The sequence below is a fragment of the uncultured Bacillus sp. genome (genome assembly GCF_958411575.1).
Lineage (GTDB): Bacteria > Bacillota > Bacilli > Bacillales > Bacillaceae > Bacillus > Bacillus spizizenii.
On record NZ_CATYRA010000004.1, the window covers coordinates 32,210 to 49,651 of the forward strand.

The window sequence follows — 17,442 nt, forward strand, 5'->3', positions numbered from 1 at the left end:
CCTAGAAAAAATCCCCTTTGCCAAAAGGGGATTTTTTTATCAGTCTCTAAATAGCAATCGTCCAGCTGACTTTGATATACTGAACATGATCATTGTGAATAGGAGTGTTTTCTTTGAAGATAAAAGAAATCAGCACAGCCGCTTTGAAAGAAAAAATTGAGGCGGACGAAGAACTATATTTAATTGATGTCAGAGAAGATGAAGAGGTGGCGGAAGGCATGATCCCGCAAGCCGTTCATATTCGGATGGGGGATATTCCTGAAAAAGTGGACACCCTTGATAAAGACAAAGAGTACGTGTTTATCTGCCGCTCAGGAATGCGCAGCATGAATGTCTGCAGGTACTTGGATGAGCAAGGTTTTAAAACAGTCAATGTTGAAGGCGGCATGATGGCCTGGGAAGGCGAAACAAAACCAAAAAACTAGGGGAGAGCGGTCCCCTAGTTTTTTATTTATATTCCGGAAGCCAATCGCCGTGTGCTGCAAATAAATCATCACACATGGAGATGATGTCAGTCATGGAAAGCTCCGCGCTTGTATGAGGATCAAGCAGTGCCGCTTGGTAGACCGCTTCTTTTTTCCGTGTAACAGCTGCTTCAATTGTCATCAGCTGCGTATTAATATTCGTCCGGTTTAAGGCTGCAAGCTGCTCAGGCAGTTCTCCGGTGAAGCAAGGGGTAATTTTTTTTCTGTCGGCGACGCATGTCACTTCCACAACCGCTTTTGAAGGAAGATTGGTGATCAGTCCTGTATTCAAGACGTTTCCCCCGAAGGTGAACGGCTCGTTCGTTTCCATTGCTTCTATAATTCTTGAACCATATTCCTTTGAGCGTTCATGCGTGAGGTTTTTATTATTGACGATATCATCCCGCATTTTCTCCCAATTTTGAATCTGTTTGACGCATCTTCTCGGATATTCGTCGAGAGGGATTTGCAGCTCGCTGATCAGCTCGGGATAGTTCCGTTTAATAAAGTATGGATGGTATTCTGCGTTGTGTTCGGATGATTCCGTGACATAATAGCCGAACTTATCCATCAATTCAAACCGCACCATATCATGATGTTTTGTTTTTTGTTTTTCTTTCGCTCTCCTTTTGATTTCTGGATATAGATCTAGGCCGTCTTTTTTGACTTCCAAAAGCCAAGCCATATGATTGATGCCCGCGATGTGCTCCTCGATTCCGTGATGCTCCATTCCGAGAGATTTGAATAAATCCTTCGTGCACACTTGAACACTGTGGCAGAGTCCGATTGTTTTGACATTCGTATAGCGGAGCATGGCGCCTGTAAGAGAGGCCATCGGGTTTGTATAGTTTAAAAACCATGCATCCGGGCACATTTCCTCCATATCTTTTGCGATATCAAATAAGACCGGGATTGTTCTAAGTGATCTGAAGATCCCGCCGATGCCGACTGTGTCGGCGATCGTCTGACGCAGCCCGTACCGTTTCGGAATCTCGAAATCTATGACTGTGCTCGGTTTATACCCTCCAACCTGAATCGCATTGATGACATAGCTTGCGTTCTGCAAAGCGAGTTTTCTGTCGTCGTAGCTGTTGATGGCCACGCTAGGGTTATAGCGGTCTCTCAGATTTTCGAGCATGAGCTGGGATTCCTGTAAGCGTTTTGGATCAATGTCATAAAGGGCGAATTCAAATCCATTCAGCGCTTCAGTTAACAAGCAGTCTCCCAAAACATTTTTGGCGAAAATGGTGCTCCCTGCACCGATAAATGTAATCTTTTTCATATTGCTTCCTCCCTTAATGTTATCCCTTTACCGCTCCGGATGACAGGCCGGCAATAAAGTATTTTTGCAGCGCCAAAAACAGAATAACCATCGGCAGCATCGCCATAAGTGCGGCTGCGGCAACTAAATGCAGATTGTTGGCATTTTCACCGAAAAACCCTGCCATGGCTACTGTTAATGTCTGAACCTTTTGATCTTGTAAAAAGAAAATCGCAAATTGATAGTCGTTCCATATGAAGACACAGGAAATAATACAGATGGTCGCAGTGATCGGCTTCAACAGAGGAAACACGATCGTAAAAAAGATTTTCAGCATGCCTGCGCCATCTATTCTTGCGGCCTCTTCAAGCTCTTTTGGAATGGTCGAACGGATGAAGCCAGAATACAAGAATACGGTTAACGGCATATAAGCCGCTGTATTGATCAAAATGGCGATGGCGTGTGTATTGACCATTCCGGCGTCCACTACCATTCGGTACAAAGGCACCATCGACGTTAACGGAGGGATGATCATAATGGAAATCAGCAAGGCAAAAACGGCTTTATTCAGTTTCGTTTCCCGCCGTGCAAGCGGGTAGGCAGCAAGTGAGCCGAATATAATTAATAACAAGGCAGAAAAACCTGTGATGATGATGGTGTTCATAAAAGAGTTTCCTAACGAAGCGCGCTCCCATGCCTCTGAAAAATTGTGAAAGGAGATGTCGGCTGGAAACAGCCATTTTGAACTGTAGTCTCCTTTTGCTTTTAATGAAGTGGTCAGCAGGATGTAAAAAGGAATAAAATGCGCACAGGCCACAATGGCGGCAAAAAGCGTAACGATCCGCAGTTTTTTTGAACGGGCGGCTTTCATGACGTTTCCGTCTCCTTTCTTTTAAAGTACGCAAGTGCGCAAAAGCTGATGATCAAAATGACAAATGCCATAAATATGCCTTGTGTTGCGGCATAGCCGGCATCCTGCCGTTTGAAATACAAATCATACATAAACGTGGACATAGATTGTGACGCATTTCCGGGACCGCCTGCGGTGAGCGCGATAATGACATCAAACAGCTTTAAGCCTCCGATAATGTTGATGACCATATTAATCGTGATCGAGGGCATTAACAGCGGCAGCGTAATGCTGAAAAACTGCTGGCTTTGTTTCGCACCATCCATTTGCGCCGCTTCGTAGTAGTCTTTCGGAATGCTTTGCAGGCCAGCTAAGTAGACAATCATAGCGATCCCGACATATTGATAGGTGTTAATCATGACAATGATCCACGGATTGAGCGATGGACTGGCGAGCGCATTGATCGGGCTGATGCCGAATACACCGAGCAAATCATTGAGCGCACCTCCGTCATAGGAGAAGAAAAAGTACCAAATGTAACCCATAATGAGTGGGCTGATCATCACCGGCAAATATACAATTGTTCTTGTCATTGCTTTCATTTTGATGCTTTGATTCAAGAGCAGGGCGTACAGGAGTCCGATCACATTTTGGAAAAAGGTGCTGCCGAGCCCATAAAGCAGCGTGTTTTTTAAGATGTGCCAAGTGTCAGGATCAGAAAACAGCCTTTCATATTGCGCGAATCCCACCCATTGGTAGACTTGTGAAAAGCCGTTCCAGTTTGTAAAGGTGATCAATGCGCCTTTTGCAAACGGATAAATCATAAAGACCAGAACGGAGAGCAAAGCAGGAATATACATCCACCAAAGTGAGGACTGCTTTTTCGGCTTCACCTGTTTCACATGAACGTCTCTTGCGATCTCACTCATTGTTCTTCAGCTCCCTGTGTTTCCGATTGCTCCCGGAGTCGTTTGTATTCTCTTCCCAGCTTCTTCGAAATCTCTTGAGGCGTCAAAATGTCAGCCATAAGCTCCTGTCCGACCGTGCCCAGGACATCCCACATTCCGTTTGGCAAGTATAAACGGTCGAAGTAAGGCTCGACTTTGACATCTTGATAATGCTCATAGTCATTTGAGTAGAAAATATCAGCTTTGACATTGGTCAGACCTGATGGAAGCGATGTGGCTTCAGCCATTTGTTTGGCATTGGCGGGACGGGCCATAAATGCGATGAATTCTTTTGCTTCCTTTACGTGAGGGGAGTCTTTCCAAGCTGCAAGTGTGTAGCGTTCACCGCCGATCCATATCGGATCATCATCGGGATGTATGGCAGGTGTCGGGATAATGCCGACCTTGACCTTCGGATTGATCTGGGCAACGTCTTGGCCGAGTGTGCCTCCTTGCATCGTAAAGGCGATTTTGTTTTGGGCCATTAATTCAATGAGCTGTGATTTTTTTGCAGTTACGGCGTCAATATTGATCAGTTTTTCTTTCTGCATTTGTTTGAGGGTATCTGATAGATAAGTAAATTTTCTCCAATTGAAGGTGCCGTCAATGAGCTGTTTCTTTTCATTATGGGCAGGATCCGTGATGAGAAGAGGTGTAGCGAATTGGTCGTAATATTGGGCGAATGAGCTTTTGTCATATCCGGCAAACCAGAAGGGAACAATGCTTCCCTTGCTCTTTTCTTTAATCGTTCTCAGCGCTTTGATAAAGTCATCCATGGTTTCCGGCGGGTTAATGCCGTAACGGTCTAAAATATTGCGGTTATATGCCAGGCCGTCTTTTGCCTGATTGATCGGGTAGGCATATACCTTGCCGCTTTTATTTTTGAGGATGCTGTTTAAATTGGGATCGAGATCTTGGGTCCATCCCATATCTCTGAGATCCGCTGTATATTCTCCATACCTAATTTTTCCCCAGCCATGTGTATCGAAAAGGTCAGGCAAATCATTGGCTGCCATTCTGACACGCATCATATTTTCATAGTCATTGCCTGGGAAATGAAGGCTGACACGAAGGTCTCTGTGTTCCTTTTCAAACGCTGCCGCCAGTTTTCTGAACGTATCTCTTTCACTGTCCGTTGACATTGTAGAATAAATGGTTAACGTCTTTTTTGCGGTATCTGCTGAACTTTTCTCTGCTGAGCAGCCGGGCAGAACAAGCAGAATAAGAGAGAGAAATAAAACAAAAGTGTGTTTCATCTTTTCCTCCTTATCATCGTGATGAATGCTTGCTTATGTCACCTCCTTAGCTGTATATCCGCAGCTTTGTCTCACGATTAATGTTGTTGGCAGGGTGACATGGTGAGGAAGGGTTCGGCCATTGAGACGATCAAGCAGCAGTTTTACACCTGTACGGCCCATTTCCTCTGTGTACACCTTCACCGTCGTTAAAGGCGTGCTGGCAAATTCAGCTTCTTCAATGCCATTAAAGCTGACGATCGCTGTATCCCGCGGCACCTGCAGTCCGGCTTCCTGAAGCGCTTTTAACGTGCCGATCGCCATGGAATCGCTCGCGATAAAGAATGCTTCCGGCAGATTGCCTTTGGCGATTGCTTTCTTCATCAGGCGATAACCCTCACGCATGCTGTATTCTCCGATCAGCACATGCTCAGGCTGGGGGGCGGCGGACTCCAAAAAGGCGGTCAGTCGTTTGTCTTCAATGGTTCTGCGAGTGCTTTGACCGTCCTTCAGCGTATGCTCTTTTTCCTGCCCGCCAATGTAACCTAACCGTTTGTAACCAAGACCGAAAAGGTGATCAATCGCTTGGCGTGAAGCGGATTCAAAATCAATGCCAATCGAATCGTATGCTTGCGGATCAGGAGAATGATTGATAAATATGGCATGTTCCAGCCTTCCGCTGATATGCTTAACCGCTTCATCATGAACACGGCCGATAACAATGACACCATCCAGTTCCCGAAAGATATGCTCCTGAAAGGAACCGAGATGAATCGAATTTGTAATGAAAATTTCCTGTTCAAAGCATTCTTTTTCAATGCCTTTGCGAATCGAAGAAAAATAAGGGTCCTGCCGTTCCTGATCAGGGGACAGACAGCTCAGCACGCCGATCAGCGGCTGGGCCCGCTGTTTTTGCCCGCGGGCTTTCCGGCGTTTGGCAACTGTTTGATAGCCGAGCTCTTCTGCGATAGTGATGACTCTTTGTCTCGTTTCGCCAGCAACAGAAAGCGACTCATCTTCATTTAAAATTCTGGAAACAGTCGCACTGGAAACATTAGCTTTCAAGGCGATATCTTTAATCCGAACCATAGGTATCCCTCTCATCTATTTAGTAAAATATTAACTTCTCTGTTTTTGATAAATTGATACTATCATAAGAAAGTAAGCGGTTACAATAACTATTTTCGGAATATTTCGTTATATTTACTAAATATTTAGTAAATGATGCGATTTATTTTGGAAAAATAAAGGGGAAACCAGATTCGTCTCGTAAATGTGAAGTAAGCGAAAAAGGAAGGGTGAGGGAATGAGTACGGAAAGAAGAAAGCAGCTGTTTCGATTGCTTGGAGATTTGCCTGATCAGAGGGAAATCAGTACGGAGTCATTGCGTATTGAAGAAAGAGAAGGAAACATCATTGAAACGCTCCTGCTCGATCTAAACGGACATGAAAAGGTGCCCGCTTATTTTGTAAAACCGAAATCCGCAAAAGGGCCTTATCCAGCCGTATTGTTTCAGCATTCGCATGGCGGCCAGTATGACAGGGGAAAAAGTGAACTGATTGAAGGAGCGGATTATTTGAAAGCGCCTTCTTTTTTCCGTGAGCTGACTTCTCTTGGGTACGGCGTGCTTGCGATTGACCATTGGGGATTTGGAGATCGGCAGGGAAAAACGGAAAGCGAGATTTTTAAAGAAATGCTTCTTACCGGAAGAGTGATGTGGGGCATGATGATTTATGACAGTTTAAGAGCGTTAGATTATCTGCAGTCTCGCCCTGATGTGAAGCCTGACAGAATCGGGACCATTGGCATGTCTATGGGAGGGTTGATGGCGTGGTGGACAGCGGCGCTTGATGACCGGATAAAGGTGTGTGTGGATTTGTGCAGCCAGGTAGATCATCACGTGCTGATGACAACACAGAATCTTGATCGGCACGGCTTTTATTATTACGTCCCGTCGCTTGCAAAGCATTTTTCTGCCTCGGAGATCCAAAGCATGATCGCGCCGCGCCCCCACCTTAGCCTTGTTGGTGTACACGACCGGTTAACGCCGGCTGAGGGTGTGAACAAAATCGAAGAAGAATTGACAGCTGTGTATGCTGGACAGGAAGCTTCTGATTGCTATCGGGTGGTCCGTTCCGCTTCGGGGCATTTCGAAACAGCAGTCATGAGGCGTGAAGCTGTCCGGTTTTTGCAAAAGTGGCTGTGACGGTTACGCGTAAACTGGCAGAAGGCCAGATGAAAGAGTTTTGTCAGAAGCACATCAAATTTTATTAATAAACGAGGGATGTGGAACCAATAGAATTACAAGACATTTTGGATTGGGCTTTCCGGCGGCATCTCAATCCATTAAGCTGGTATATTCGCCCCCTCTTTTTACTCGTATTGGTTTATGCTGCGTATAAGCGCAGCTGGAAAGGCATCATCATCACTTTTGTATTGATGATGAGCAGTATGGTCTGGTTTCCAGAACCTAAGAAGATCCATCTGCAAATGCAAAAAGTGCTCGAATTTGAACAAATGCTTTTAAGCAGTCCGGTCTCGGCGGTTTTAACAATAGCTTTCATGATGGTTTTTCTCGGTTTTATTTTGGCTGCTTTCTGGAAGCGGTCGCTTGTATTTGGTTTATTCCTATTAAATGTGACACTTGTTGGGAAGGTGGTCCTGTCCTTATGTTTCACAGGTGAGAATGGCTGGGCACCGTTAGGTAATACGATTTTTGGGCTGATGTTGATAAATGGGATCGGCTTGTTCATCAAGGTTCGAAATCGAAAAAAACGCAGAGGAATAGACATCTAAGGCTAGGACCGTTTTACTGTAAAACGGTCTTTTTGCTCGTTTCAAGAACCAGCTCCAAAACAAAATGAAGATTTCCTATATTGACAGAATCGTATGTGAATAATAATATTCTAATTGTTAACTTTAATTTATAATTGGTTAACATTTTGAATAGGATGTGATATACGTTCTTCAGTTATCAGTGAAAGGGCGAGATTGGATGCAAGAAGAAACATTTTATAGTGTCAGAATGAGGGCTTCTATGAATGGATCTCATGAAGACGGCGGAAAGCATATATCTGGCGGAGAACGGCTTATTCCTTTCCATGAGATGAAGCGTACAGTCAATTCCTTATTAGAAAAAGGGTTATCCCATTCAAGGGGAAAACCTGATTTTATGCAAATTCAATTTGAAGAGGTTCATGAACCGATAAAAACCATTCAGCCATTGCCAGTGCGCACGAACGAAGTGAGCTCCCCGGAAGAGGGCCAAAAGCTTGCCCGATTGTTGTTGGAAAGAGAAGGCGTTTCACGAGAAGTGATTGAAAAAGCATATCAACAAATCATTTCATGGTCGGGTGTCAGGGGAGCTGTTTTGTTTGATATCCACTCAGGCAAACGGATTGATCAAACAAAAGGAAAAGGGGTGAGGGTCTCCAGAATGGATTGGCCGGATGCCAATTTTGAAAAATGGGCGCTTCGCTATCACGTGCCGGCACATTCTAGAATAAAAGAGGCACTTGCGCTCGCCTCAAAGGTTAGCCGGTTCCCGGCAGCCGTTGCAGAATTATGCTGGTCAGATGACCCTGATTACATAACAGGCTATGTTGCAGGTAAGAAAATGGGCTATCAGCGTATTACAGCATTGAAAGAATACGGGTCTGAAGACGGCTGCCGCATCTTTTTTATTGATGGCTCCGAAGATGTAAATACGTACATACATGATCTGGAGAAGCAGCCTATTTTGATAGAGTGGGAGGAAGACCATGACTCATGATTTGATAGAAAAAAGTAAAAAGCACCTCTGGCTGCCGTTTACCCAAATGAAAGATTATGATGAAAACCCCTTAATCGTCGAAAGCGGTACTGGAATTAAAGTCAAAGACATAAACGGCAAGGAATACTATGACGGGTTTTCTTCTGTTTGGCTTAATGTCCACGGGCACCGCAAAAAGGAATTAGATGACGCGATAAAAAAGCAGCTTGGAAAAATCGCGCACTCTACGTTATTGGGCATGACCAACGTTCCTGCAACGCAGCTTGCCGAAGCATTAATCGACATCAGCCCAAAAAAGCTCACGCGAGTCTTTTATTCAGACAGCGGTGCAGAAGCGATGGAAATAGCCCTAAAAATGTCGTTTCAGTATTGGAAGAACATCGGAAAGCCTGAGAAACAAAAATTTATCGCAATGAAAAATGGCTATCACGGTGATACGATTGGCGCTGTCAGTGTGGGTTCAATTGAACTGTTCCACCACGTATACGGCCCGTTAATGTTTGAAAGTTACAAAGCTCCGATTCCTTATGTGTATCGCTCTGAAAGCGGAGATCCTGATGAGTGCCGTGATGAGTGCCTGCGAGAGCTTGAACAGCTGCTCGAAGAACATCATGAGGAAATTGCCGCGCTTTCAATAGAATCAATGGTTCAAGGGGCGTCCGGTATGATTGTGATGCCGGAAGGATATTTGGCAGGCGTGCGCGAGCTATGTACTCAATACGATGTGTTGATGATCGTTGATGAAGTCGCTACAGGCTTTGGCCGTACCGGAAAAATGTTTGCGTGTGAGCACGAGAATGTCCAGCCTGATCTGATGGCTGCCGGCAAAGGCATTACAGGAGGCTATTTGCCAATCGCCGTTACGTTTGCCACTGAAGACATCTATACGGCATTCTATGATGATTATGAAAACCAAAAAACCTTTTTCCACGGTCATTCCTACACAGGAAATCAGCTCGGCTGTGCGGTTGCACTTGAAAATCTAAGATTATTTGAATCTGAAAACATTGTGGAACAAGTAGCGCAAAAAAGTGAAAAACTCCATTTCCTTCTTCAAGATCTGTACGCTCTTCCTCACGTGGGAGATATTCGGCAGCTGGGCTTTATGTGCGGTGCAGAGCTTGTTCAGTCAAAGGAAACCAAAAAGCCTTACCCTGCTGATCGGCGGGTGGGATACAAAGTTTCCCTTAAAATGCGGGAGCTTGGCATGCTGACAAGGCCGCTTGGGGACGTGATTGCATTTCTGCCTCCTCTCGCCAGCACAGCTGAAGAGCTCGCGGAAATGGTTGCCATTATGAAACAAGCGATACAAGAGGTTACCAGCCTTGAAGTTTGACACCTGGTTAAACGAGAGGTTAGACAGAGCGAAGGAAGCCGGCTTATACCGTAATCTGCGGACAATGAACGGGGCTCCGGTTTCAGAGAGGAACATTGATGGGGAAAATCAAACGGTCTGGTCTTCAAACAATTATTTAGGACTGGCAAGCCATAGCCGCTTGATTTCTGCAGCCCAAGAAGCACTGCAACAATTTGGGGCAGGAAGCAGCGGCTCCCGTTTAACGACAGGCAATTCGGTTTGGCATGAAAAGCTTGAAAAAAAGATTGCCGCCTTTAAACGGACGGAAGCGGCTTTACTGTTTTCGAGCGGTTATTTAGCCAATGTCGGTGTCCTTTCATCATTGCCAGAAAAGGAAGATGTCATTTTAAGTGATCAACTCAATCATGCAAGTATGATTGATGGCTGCCGGCTGTCCAAGGCTGATACAGTTGTTTACCGGCATATTGATATGGATGATCTTGAAAACAAGCTGAATGAAACACAGTGTTATCAGCGCCGTTTTATCGTAACAGACGGGGTATTCAGCATGGATGGCACAATTGCCCCTCTTGATCAGATCATCTCACTTGCGAAACGCTATCATGCCTTCGTGATCGTTGATGATGCCCACGCAACAGGTATTTTGGGTGATTCGGGAGGAGGAACGAGTGAGTACTTTGGGGTTTGTCCTGACATTGTGATCGGCACCTTAAGCAAAGCTGTTGGCACGGAAGGAGGTTTTGCCGCAGGTTCAGCGGTCTTCATCGACTTTTTGCTCAACCATGCCAGAACATTTATCTTTCAAACCGCTATTCCGCCAGCCAGCTGTGCAGCCGCTTATGAGGCTTTCAACATCATTGAAGTCAGCAGGGAAAAACGGCAGCTTTTATTTTCTTATATCAACATGATCAGAACCAGTCTGAAGAACATGGGTTATGTGGTAAAAGGTGATCACACGCCGATTATTCCTATAGTCATCGGCGATGCCCGCAAAACGGTCACATTTGCTGAAAAACTGCAGGACAATGGAATTTATGCCCCAGCCATTCGGCCACCGACCGTTGCGCCAGGTGAAAGCCGGATCCGATTAACAATCACTGCTGATCATAGTATGGGTGATATTGATCATTTGCTGAAATCATTTCATTCAATTGGAAAGGAGCTGCACATCATTTGAGGGGTTTTTTTGTGACAGGAACAGATACAGAAGTGGGGAAAACGGTTATATCCAGCGGAATCGCCGCTTTATTGCGAGCACATAACAAAGATGTCGGGGTGTTTAAACCATTTTTAAGCGGTATATCTCGTCATCATCCGGAGAGCGACACTAGCCTCCTGAAAGATACGTCACAGACGGGTCTTTCTCATGAAGACATTACGCCTTTTGCCTTCAAAGCGCCACTTGCACCATATGTTGCAGGGAAGCTGGAAGGAAAGGCTGTCACCATGGAAGAGGTCTTAAGCCATTGGGAGCAGATAAGAGAAAAACATGAATGCTTTATCGTAGAAGGTGCGGGCGGTATTTCTGTGCCCTTGGGAGAGGATTTTTTAGTCAGTCATGTCATAAAAGCGCTACAGCTTCCCATCATCCTTGTGGCACGTCCTCATCTCGGAACAATTAATCATACCTTTTTAACTGTCCAATATGCAAAAAGCATGGGTCTGCCAATTGCCGGAATTGTCATCAATGGAATCTGTGATTCCCCTGATGATGATGAAAAAACCAATCCTGAGATGATTGAGCGCTTATGCGGTGTGCCGATTTTAGGGATTACGCCAAAGCTTGCCAACGTGACGAAAGAAACGGTTCTACATATGGTAAAAGACCATATCAATCTATCATTACTGATGAATCAAGTGGGGGTATGAGAATGAATCAATGGATGGAACTCGCAGACCGGGTGCTTGCTGGAGCAGAAGTGACCGACGAAGAGGCGCTTTCGATATTAAACTGTCCGGATGAAGATATTTTGCTATTAATGCATGGGGCTTTTCATATCAGAAAACACTTTTATGGAAAAAAAGTAAAGCTCAATATGATTATGAATGCGAAATCAGGACTCTGTCCCGAAAACTGCGGCTATTGTTCACAGTCTGCGATTTCAAAAGCGCCGATTCAGTCTTACCGGATGGTGAATAAGGAAACGCTTCTTGAAGGCGCAAAGCGGGCGCACGATCTAAATATCGGCACATATTGCATCGTGGCAAGCGGCAGGGGGCCGTCCAACAGAGAAGTGGATCAGGTCGTAGACGCGGTGCAGGAAATTAAAGAGACATATGGACTGAAGGTTTGTGCGTGTCTCGGACTGTTAAAGCCGGAGCAGGCGAAGCGGCTGAAAGAAGCCGGAGTAGACCGCTATAATCATAATTTGAATACGTCACAGAGAAACCATTCAAACATCACGACCTCACATACATACGATGACAGGGTCAATACAGTTAAAATGGCAAAAGAATCGGGGCTATCTCCGTGTTCAGGCGCCATTATCGGAATGAAGGAGACGAAACAGGACGTCATTGATATTGCAAAAAGCTTGAAGGCTCTTGACGCGGATTCCATTCCGGTGAATTTTTTGCATGCGATTGACGGCACGCCGTTAGAAGGCGTCAACGAATTAAACCCGCTGTATTGTTTAAAAGTGCTGGCGCTGTTCCGTTTTATCAATCCGTCAAAAGAAATCCGCATTTCAGGAGGAAGAGAGGTCAACCTCCGCTCATTACAGCCATTAGGGCTTTACGCCGCTAACTCCATTTTTGTCGGAGATTACTTAACAACTGCCGGACAAGAGGAGACGGAGGACCATAAAATGCTGAATGATTTAGGCTTTGAAGTCGAATCTGTCGAAGAAATGAAGGCCAGTTTAAGTGCGAAAAGCTGAAAGATTCAATAAAAGCAATCGTGATGTCGATTGCTTTTATTTTTGAACAGAAAGGAGAAGGTTCACATGACTATTGCATCTTCAACTGCATCTTCAGAGTTTTTGAAAAACCCATACCCTTTTTACGAAACATTGCGCGCTGTTCATCCTATATACAAAGGGAGTTTCTTAAAATACCCGGGCTGGTATGTCACAGGATATGAAGAAACGGCAGCTATCCTGAAAGATGCCAGATTCAAAGTCCGGACCCCGCTCCCTGAGACGTCAATCAAATATCAGGATCTTACACATGTGCAAAATCAGATGATGCTGTTTCAGAATCAGCCTGATCATAGACGATTGCGGATGCCGGCCAGCGGAGCGTTTACTCCTCGAATGGCAGAGAGGTATCGTCCGTATATCGATGAAACTGTCCATCACTTGCTTGATCAAGTGCAAGGTGAAAAAAAGATGGAGGTGATTTCGGACTTTGCTTTTCCTTTAGCGAGCTACGTCATAGCCAACATTATAGGTGTACCGGCAGAAGATAGGGAGCAATTAAAAGATTGGGCTGCAAGTCTCATTCAAACGATAGATTTTACCCGGTCAAGAAAGGCATTAATAGAGGGCAATCATAGCGCTGTACAGGCTATGGCATATTTTAGAGAGCTGATTCAAAAGCGAAAACGGCATCCGCAGCAGGATATGATCAGCATGCTCTTGAAGGGGAAAGAAAAGGATAAGATGACGGAAGAGGAAGTGGCATCTACGTGCATATTGCTAGCGATCGCCGGACATGAAACAACGGTCAATCTCATCAGCAATTCAATCCTTTGTCTGCTGCAGCACCCAGAACAGCTTTTGGAGCTAAAAGAAAACCCAGATCTTATTGCGACCGCAGTTGAGGAATGTTTACGCTTTGAAAGCCCTACGCAAATGACAGCCAGAGTTGCGTCTGAAGATATTGATATTAGCGGGGTGACGATTCGTAAAGGGGAACAAGTCTATCTGCTGTTAGGGGCTGCCAATCGAGATCCAAACATATTCACGCGCGCTGATGTCTTCGATATCACCAGAAGCCCTAATCCGCATCTTTCATTCGGGCATGGCCATCATGTTTGCCTAGGATCCTCACTTGCACGATTAGAAGCACAAATGGCGATTCATACCCTTCTGCAGCGAATGCCCGGCCTCAAGCTCGCTGAATCTAAATGGCGGTACCGGCCGCTTTTTGGCTTTCGGGCGCTTGAGGAGCTGCCGGTGACTTTTGAATAAACCAAAGCATGTGAGTGCCGAAAAAAGTGTCAGCCCCGCCGAAAATGGGCAATCTATAAAAAAGGGGAGTGAACACAGTGAAAAAAGTGCTGATCGCCGGCGGAAATGGTGTGATTGGGAGACTACTGGCTGAAGGGCTTCTTTCGGATTATGAAGTGACAGTGCTTGATAAAGATCATTTTGATGGCACAGCCTCTTCCATTCAGGCTGATGCGGCAAATTATGAGGAGCTGTTAAAGAAGATTCCGAAAGATACCGATGTGATCTTGAATTTATTGGCTGTCAAAATCAAATACGATGTCATGGACATCGCTGAATTCGAGAAAATGACGGATGTTTTCTATAGGGCAAGCTATTATCTGTGCCGCGCCGTAGCGGAGCTCGGCATTCCAAAGCTCGTGTTCGCCAGCAGCAATCATGTCACAGATGTATACGAAAAGGACGGGCGTTCTCTCTTAGGACGGGAAATCACAACAAGCGATTATCCGCTGTCAAAAAACTTGTATGGTGTATTAAAGCTGACCTCGGAACAGATCGGCCATTTATTTTATTTGGAAAATAAGCTTTCAGTGATCAACCTTCGAATCGGAACTGTCGTCACAGATGAAATGGATACGCTGCATGAAAAAGAACGGACGAAAAAAACACTGCTTTCTCACCCCGATCTGCTGTCGATTTTTAAAGCCGCCATTGAAACCAATCTAAGGTACGGCACTTATTACGCCGTCTCTGATAATCCAGGCCGGCCATGGTCGATTGAATCCGCTGTTAATGAACTTGGATTTTCGCCTCAAATTAATACGGCCGAGCTTCTGAAAGAGGAAGAGAATGGAGCATAATCATTTTCTAAGATTATGCTCTTTTTCTTTTGTCATCAGTTTTCATTCACGCCAGCCCCCGCCGTGCCGGGGGCTCTGTTCAAATGATTATAGACATGGCAATCACAGATTTGCTACATTTTAGACACGATATCGTCACATGCTGCAGCTCGTTTAAAAAAGAATGATAACGCTTACAAAAAGAGAGGTGGGAGCTATCGCACATTCACTGAAAAATCGCCTGTTTGATATTTTGATTTACGGGTTTTTGCTGATGTTCGCTTTAATATGCGTACTTCCGTTTATTCATGTCATCGCGGCATCTTTCGCCACAGTAGAAGAAGTCGTGTCGAAAACATTTATTTTAATACCGACCACTTTTTCGCTAGATGCTTATCGTTACATTTTTTCAACAGATATTATTTATAAGAGTTTGCTTGTTTCTGTGTTTGTGACAGTGATAGGCACTGCGGTCAGCATGTTTCTTTCGTCACTGATGGCTTACGGGTTATCCCGCCGTGATTTAATCGGGCGGCAGCCGCTCATGTTTCTCGTCGTATTTACGATGCTCTTCAGCGGCGGCATGATTCCGACTTTCCTTGTGGTCAAATCGCTTGGATTGCTCGATTCTTACTGGGCGCTCATTTTGCCGACAGCCATTAATGCCTTTAACCTGATCATTCTGAAAAACTTCTTTCAAAATATCCCGTCAAGCTTGGAAGAGTCCGCGAAAATTGACGGGTGCAATGATCTGGGCATTTTCTTTAAAATTGTGCTGCCGCTGTCTCTTCCTGCGATTGCAACGATTTCACTATTTTATGCGGTTACGTATTGGAACACGTATATGACGGCGATCTTGTACTTAAATGATTCTGCAAAATGGCCGATTCAGGTGCTTCTGCGCCAAATCGTGATTGTATCAAGCGGGATGCAGGGGGATATGTCAGAAATGGGGTCGGGCAGCCCGCCGCCTGAGCAAACCATCAAAATGGCAGTCATAGTGGTGGCGACCATCCCGGTTCTGCTCGTCTATCCTTTTATACAAAAGCATTTTGCAAAAGGAGCTTTGCTGGGATCTGTCAAAGGATAATGAATATGAAATGGAGGGGTACGATGGGAAACAAATGGAGAGTGTTTTTGATTGTGCTTGTACTTGTACTTGCATTTGGCGGAGTGCTGGCGGGCTGTAAAGGGGCTGATCAGTCTTCGGCCGAAGGCAAAGCTGACTCGAATTCAAAGGTGAAGCTGTCTTGGATGGCGATTTTGTATCACCAGCAGCCGCCGAAAGACAGGGCGATTAAAGAAATTGAAAAGCTGACAAATACAGAACTGGACATCACCTGGGTCCCAGACGCGGTGAAAGAAGACAGGCTGAATGCAGCGCTTGCTGCCGGCAATCTTCCGCAAATCGTGACCATCCAGGATATTAAAAATTCGTCAGTCATGAATGCCTTCAGATCAGGAATGTTCTGGGAGATTGGCGATTATATTAAAGATTATCCGAACTTAAGCAAAATGAACAAACTCATTAATAAAAACGTAACGATCGACGGCAAACTCTACGGGATATACAGAGAACGTCCGCTTTCCAGACAGGGAATCGTCATTCGGAAGGACTGGCTGGACAATTTGAATTTGAAAACGCCGAAAACGCTGGATGAGCTTTATGAAGTGGCCAAAGCGTTTACGGAGGATGATCCGGATAAGGATGGGAAAGACGATACATTCGGGCTGACAGACCGCAATGACTTAATTTACGGCGCATTTAAAACGCTCGGCTCTTATGAAGGCATGCCGACAGATTGGAAGGAATCAGGCGGCAAATTCACGCCTGACTTCATGACGCAGGAATACAAAGACACAATGAACTATATGAAAAAGCTGCGTGACAACGGCTATATGAATAAGGATTTTCCTGTTACAAGCAAAACCCAGCAGCAAGAGCTGTTTTCTCAAGGAAAAGCCGGCATCTACATTGGGAATATGGTAGATGCGGTTAATCTGCGCGACCATGCCTCCGATAAATCGATGAAGCTTGAAATCATCAACCGCATAAAAGGCCCAGATGGGAAAGAGCGGGTGTGGGCATCAGGAGGGCATAACGGCTTGTTTGCTTTTCCAAAAACGAGTGTGAAAACGGAAGCTGAGCTTAAACGGATTTTGGCGTTTTTTGACCGAATTGCCGAAGAAGACGTCTATAGTCTGATGACTTATGGCATTGACGGCGTTCATTACAACAAAGGAGAGGGCAAAACGTTCACACGCGAAGAAAGCCAAGTGAAAGACTGGCAGACTGATATTCAACCGCTGTCCGCCTTAATCGCCATTGATAAAGCCTACTTAAAAAACACTGGGGATCCGCTTCGGACGGCGTACGAGGAGCTGACCGAAGACAATGAAAAGATCATCGTCTCAAACCCTGCTGAAAGCCTGTATTCCGCTGCGGAGTCGGAACGGGGAGATGAACTGAAGAAAATCATCGATGACGCGACCTATAAATATATGATTGGAGACATCACAGAAAGCCAGTTTGATAAAGAAGTGGAAAAATGGGAGACAAGCGGTGGAAAGCAAATTATTCAGGAATACGAAGAAGCGTTTAAACAAGCAAAATAACACTGGAAAAACCCAAAACCGCTTGCGC

General features: G+C 45.2%; 17 protein-coding genes. 12 read left to right on the forward strand and 5 right to left on the reverse strand.

Annotation, left to right across the window (positions count from 1 at the left end; genetic code table 11):
- Positions 1-113 precede the first annotated feature (113 nt).
- Positions 114-425, forward strand: coding sequence for a rhodanese-like domain-containing protein (locus Q5C82_RS07960; protein WP_003223357.1), 312 nt, complete (start codon positions 114-116; stop codon positions 423-425).
- 22 nt (positions 426-447) lie between these two features.
- Here the strand turns inward: Q5C82_RS07960 and melA are convergent, their stop codons facing one another.
- Genes melA through Q5C82_RS07985 form a run of 5 tightly spaced genes read right to left on the reverse strand, consistent with a single transcriptional unit; the run spans position 448 to position 5,846 of the window.
- A complete protein-coding gene (melA, locus tag Q5C82_RS07965) occupies positions 448-1,746 on the reverse strand; it encodes an alpha-galactosidase MelA (protein ID WP_003223359.1) in 1,299 nt (432 codons plus the stop codon).
- Between the two features lie 19 nt (positions 1,747-1,765).
- Positions 1,766-2,596, reverse strand: coding sequence for a carbohydrate ABC transporter permease (locus tag Q5C82_RS07970; protein WP_003223361.1), 831 nt, complete (start codon positions 2,594-2,596; stop codon positions 1,766-1,768).
- Positions 2,593-3,504 (reverse strand): carbohydrate ABC transporter permease, encoded by a 912-nt coding sequence (locus Q5C82_RS07975; RefSeq protein ID WP_003223362.1) that lies wholly within the window; start codon positions 3,502-3,504, stop codon positions 2,593-2,595. Before Q5C82_RS07975 ends, Q5C82_RS07970 begins: the two co-directional genes overlap by 4 nt.
- Entirely contained in the window at positions 3,501-4,778 is a 1,278-nt protein-coding gene (locus tag Q5C82_RS07980) for an ABC transporter substrate-binding protein (protein ID WP_003223363.1), read from the reverse strand. The genes Q5C82_RS07975 and Q5C82_RS07980 overlap by 4 nt, the downstream gene beginning before the upstream one ends.
- A gap of 33 nt (positions 4,779-4,811) precedes the next feature.
- Positions 4,812-5,846, reverse strand: coding sequence for a LacI family DNA-binding transcriptional regulator (locus Q5C82_RS07985; RefSeq protein WP_003223365.1), 1,035 nt, complete (start codon positions 5,844-5,846; stop codon positions 4,812-4,814).
- 217 nt (positions 5,847-6,063) lie between these two features.
- Between Q5C82_RS07985 and Q5C82_RS07990 the strand changes: the two genes are divergently transcribed.
- The 11 genes from Q5C82_RS07990 (at position 6,064) to Q5C82_RS08040 (ending at position 17,414) form a co-directional block, all read left to right on the forward strand.
- Complete coding sequence (locus Q5C82_RS07990) at positions 6,064-6,963, forward strand: dienelactone hydrolase family protein (RefSeq protein WP_003223367.1); 900 nt, start codon at positions 6,064-6,066, stop codon at positions 6,961-6,963.
- 89 nt (positions 6,964-7,052) lie between these two features.
- Positions 7,053-7,553, forward strand: coding sequence for a hypothetical protein (locus tag Q5C82_RS07995; RefSeq protein ID WP_032727398.1), 501 nt, complete (start codon positions 7,053-7,055; stop codon positions 7,551-7,553).
- Positions 7,554-7,752: 199 nt separating this feature from the next.
- The gene (gene bioW, locus Q5C82_RS08000; RefSeq protein ID WP_003223371.1) at positions 7,753-8,529 is read left to right on the forward strand and encodes a 6-carboxyhexanoate--CoA ligase; all 777 of its coding nucleotides are present in this window, start codon (positions 7,753-7,755) and stop codon (positions 8,527-8,529) included.
- Complete coding sequence (bioA, locus tag Q5C82_RS08005; protein ID WP_003223373.1) at positions 8,519-9,865, forward strand: adenosylmethionine--8-amino-7-oxononanoate transaminase; 1,347 nt, start codon at positions 8,519-8,521, stop codon at positions 9,863-9,865. Before bioW ends, bioA begins: the two co-directional genes overlap by 11 nt.
- Complete coding sequence (gene bioF / locus Q5C82_RS08010; protein WP_003223374.1) at positions 9,855-11,024, forward strand: 8-amino-7-oxononanoate synthase; 1,170 nt, start codon at positions 9,855-9,857, stop codon at positions 11,022-11,024. Before bioA ends, bioF begins: the two co-directional genes overlap by 11 nt.
- On the forward strand, positions 11,021-11,716 hold the full coding sequence (bioD, locus tag Q5C82_RS08015; RefSeq protein WP_003223375.1) for a dethiobiotin synthase: 696 nt from the start codon (positions 11,021-11,023) through the stop codon (positions 11,714-11,716). The genes bioF and bioD overlap by 4 nt, the downstream gene beginning before the upstream one ends.
- 2 nt (positions 11,717-11,718) lie before the next feature.
- Positions 11,719-12,726 (forward strand): biotin synthase BioB, encoded by a 1,008-nt coding sequence (gene bioB / locus Q5C82_RS08020; protein WP_003223377.1) that lies wholly within the window; start codon positions 11,719-11,721, stop codon positions 12,724-12,726.
- A 66-nt stretch (positions 12,727-12,792) separates the two neighbouring features.
- Complete coding sequence (locus Q5C82_RS08025) at positions 12,793-13,980, forward strand: cytochrome P450 (protein ID WP_003223379.1); 1,188 nt, start codon at positions 12,793-12,795, stop codon at positions 13,978-13,980.
- A gap of 77 nt (positions 13,981-14,057) precedes the next feature.
- A complete protein-coding gene (locus Q5C82_RS08030) occupies positions 14,058-14,819 on the forward strand; it encodes an NAD(P)-dependent oxidoreductase (protein WP_003223380.1) in 762 nt (253 codons plus the stop codon).
- Positions 14,820-15,027: 208 nt separating this feature from the next.
- Positions 15,028-15,888 carry a carbohydrate ABC transporter permease gene (locus tag Q5C82_RS08035; protein WP_079996637.1) on the forward strand — a complete coding sequence of 287 codons (861 nt, stop codon included), beginning with the start codon at positions 15,028-15,030 and terminating at the stop codon, positions 15,886-15,888.
- A 23-nt stretch (positions 15,889-15,911) separates the two neighbouring features.
- The gene (locus Q5C82_RS08040) at positions 15,912-17,414 is read left to right on the forward strand and encodes an extracellular solute-binding protein (RefSeq protein ID WP_003223383.1); all 1,503 of its coding nucleotides are present in this window, start codon (positions 15,912-15,914) and stop codon (positions 17,412-17,414) included.
- Positions 17,415-17,442 lie beyond the last annotated feature (28 nt).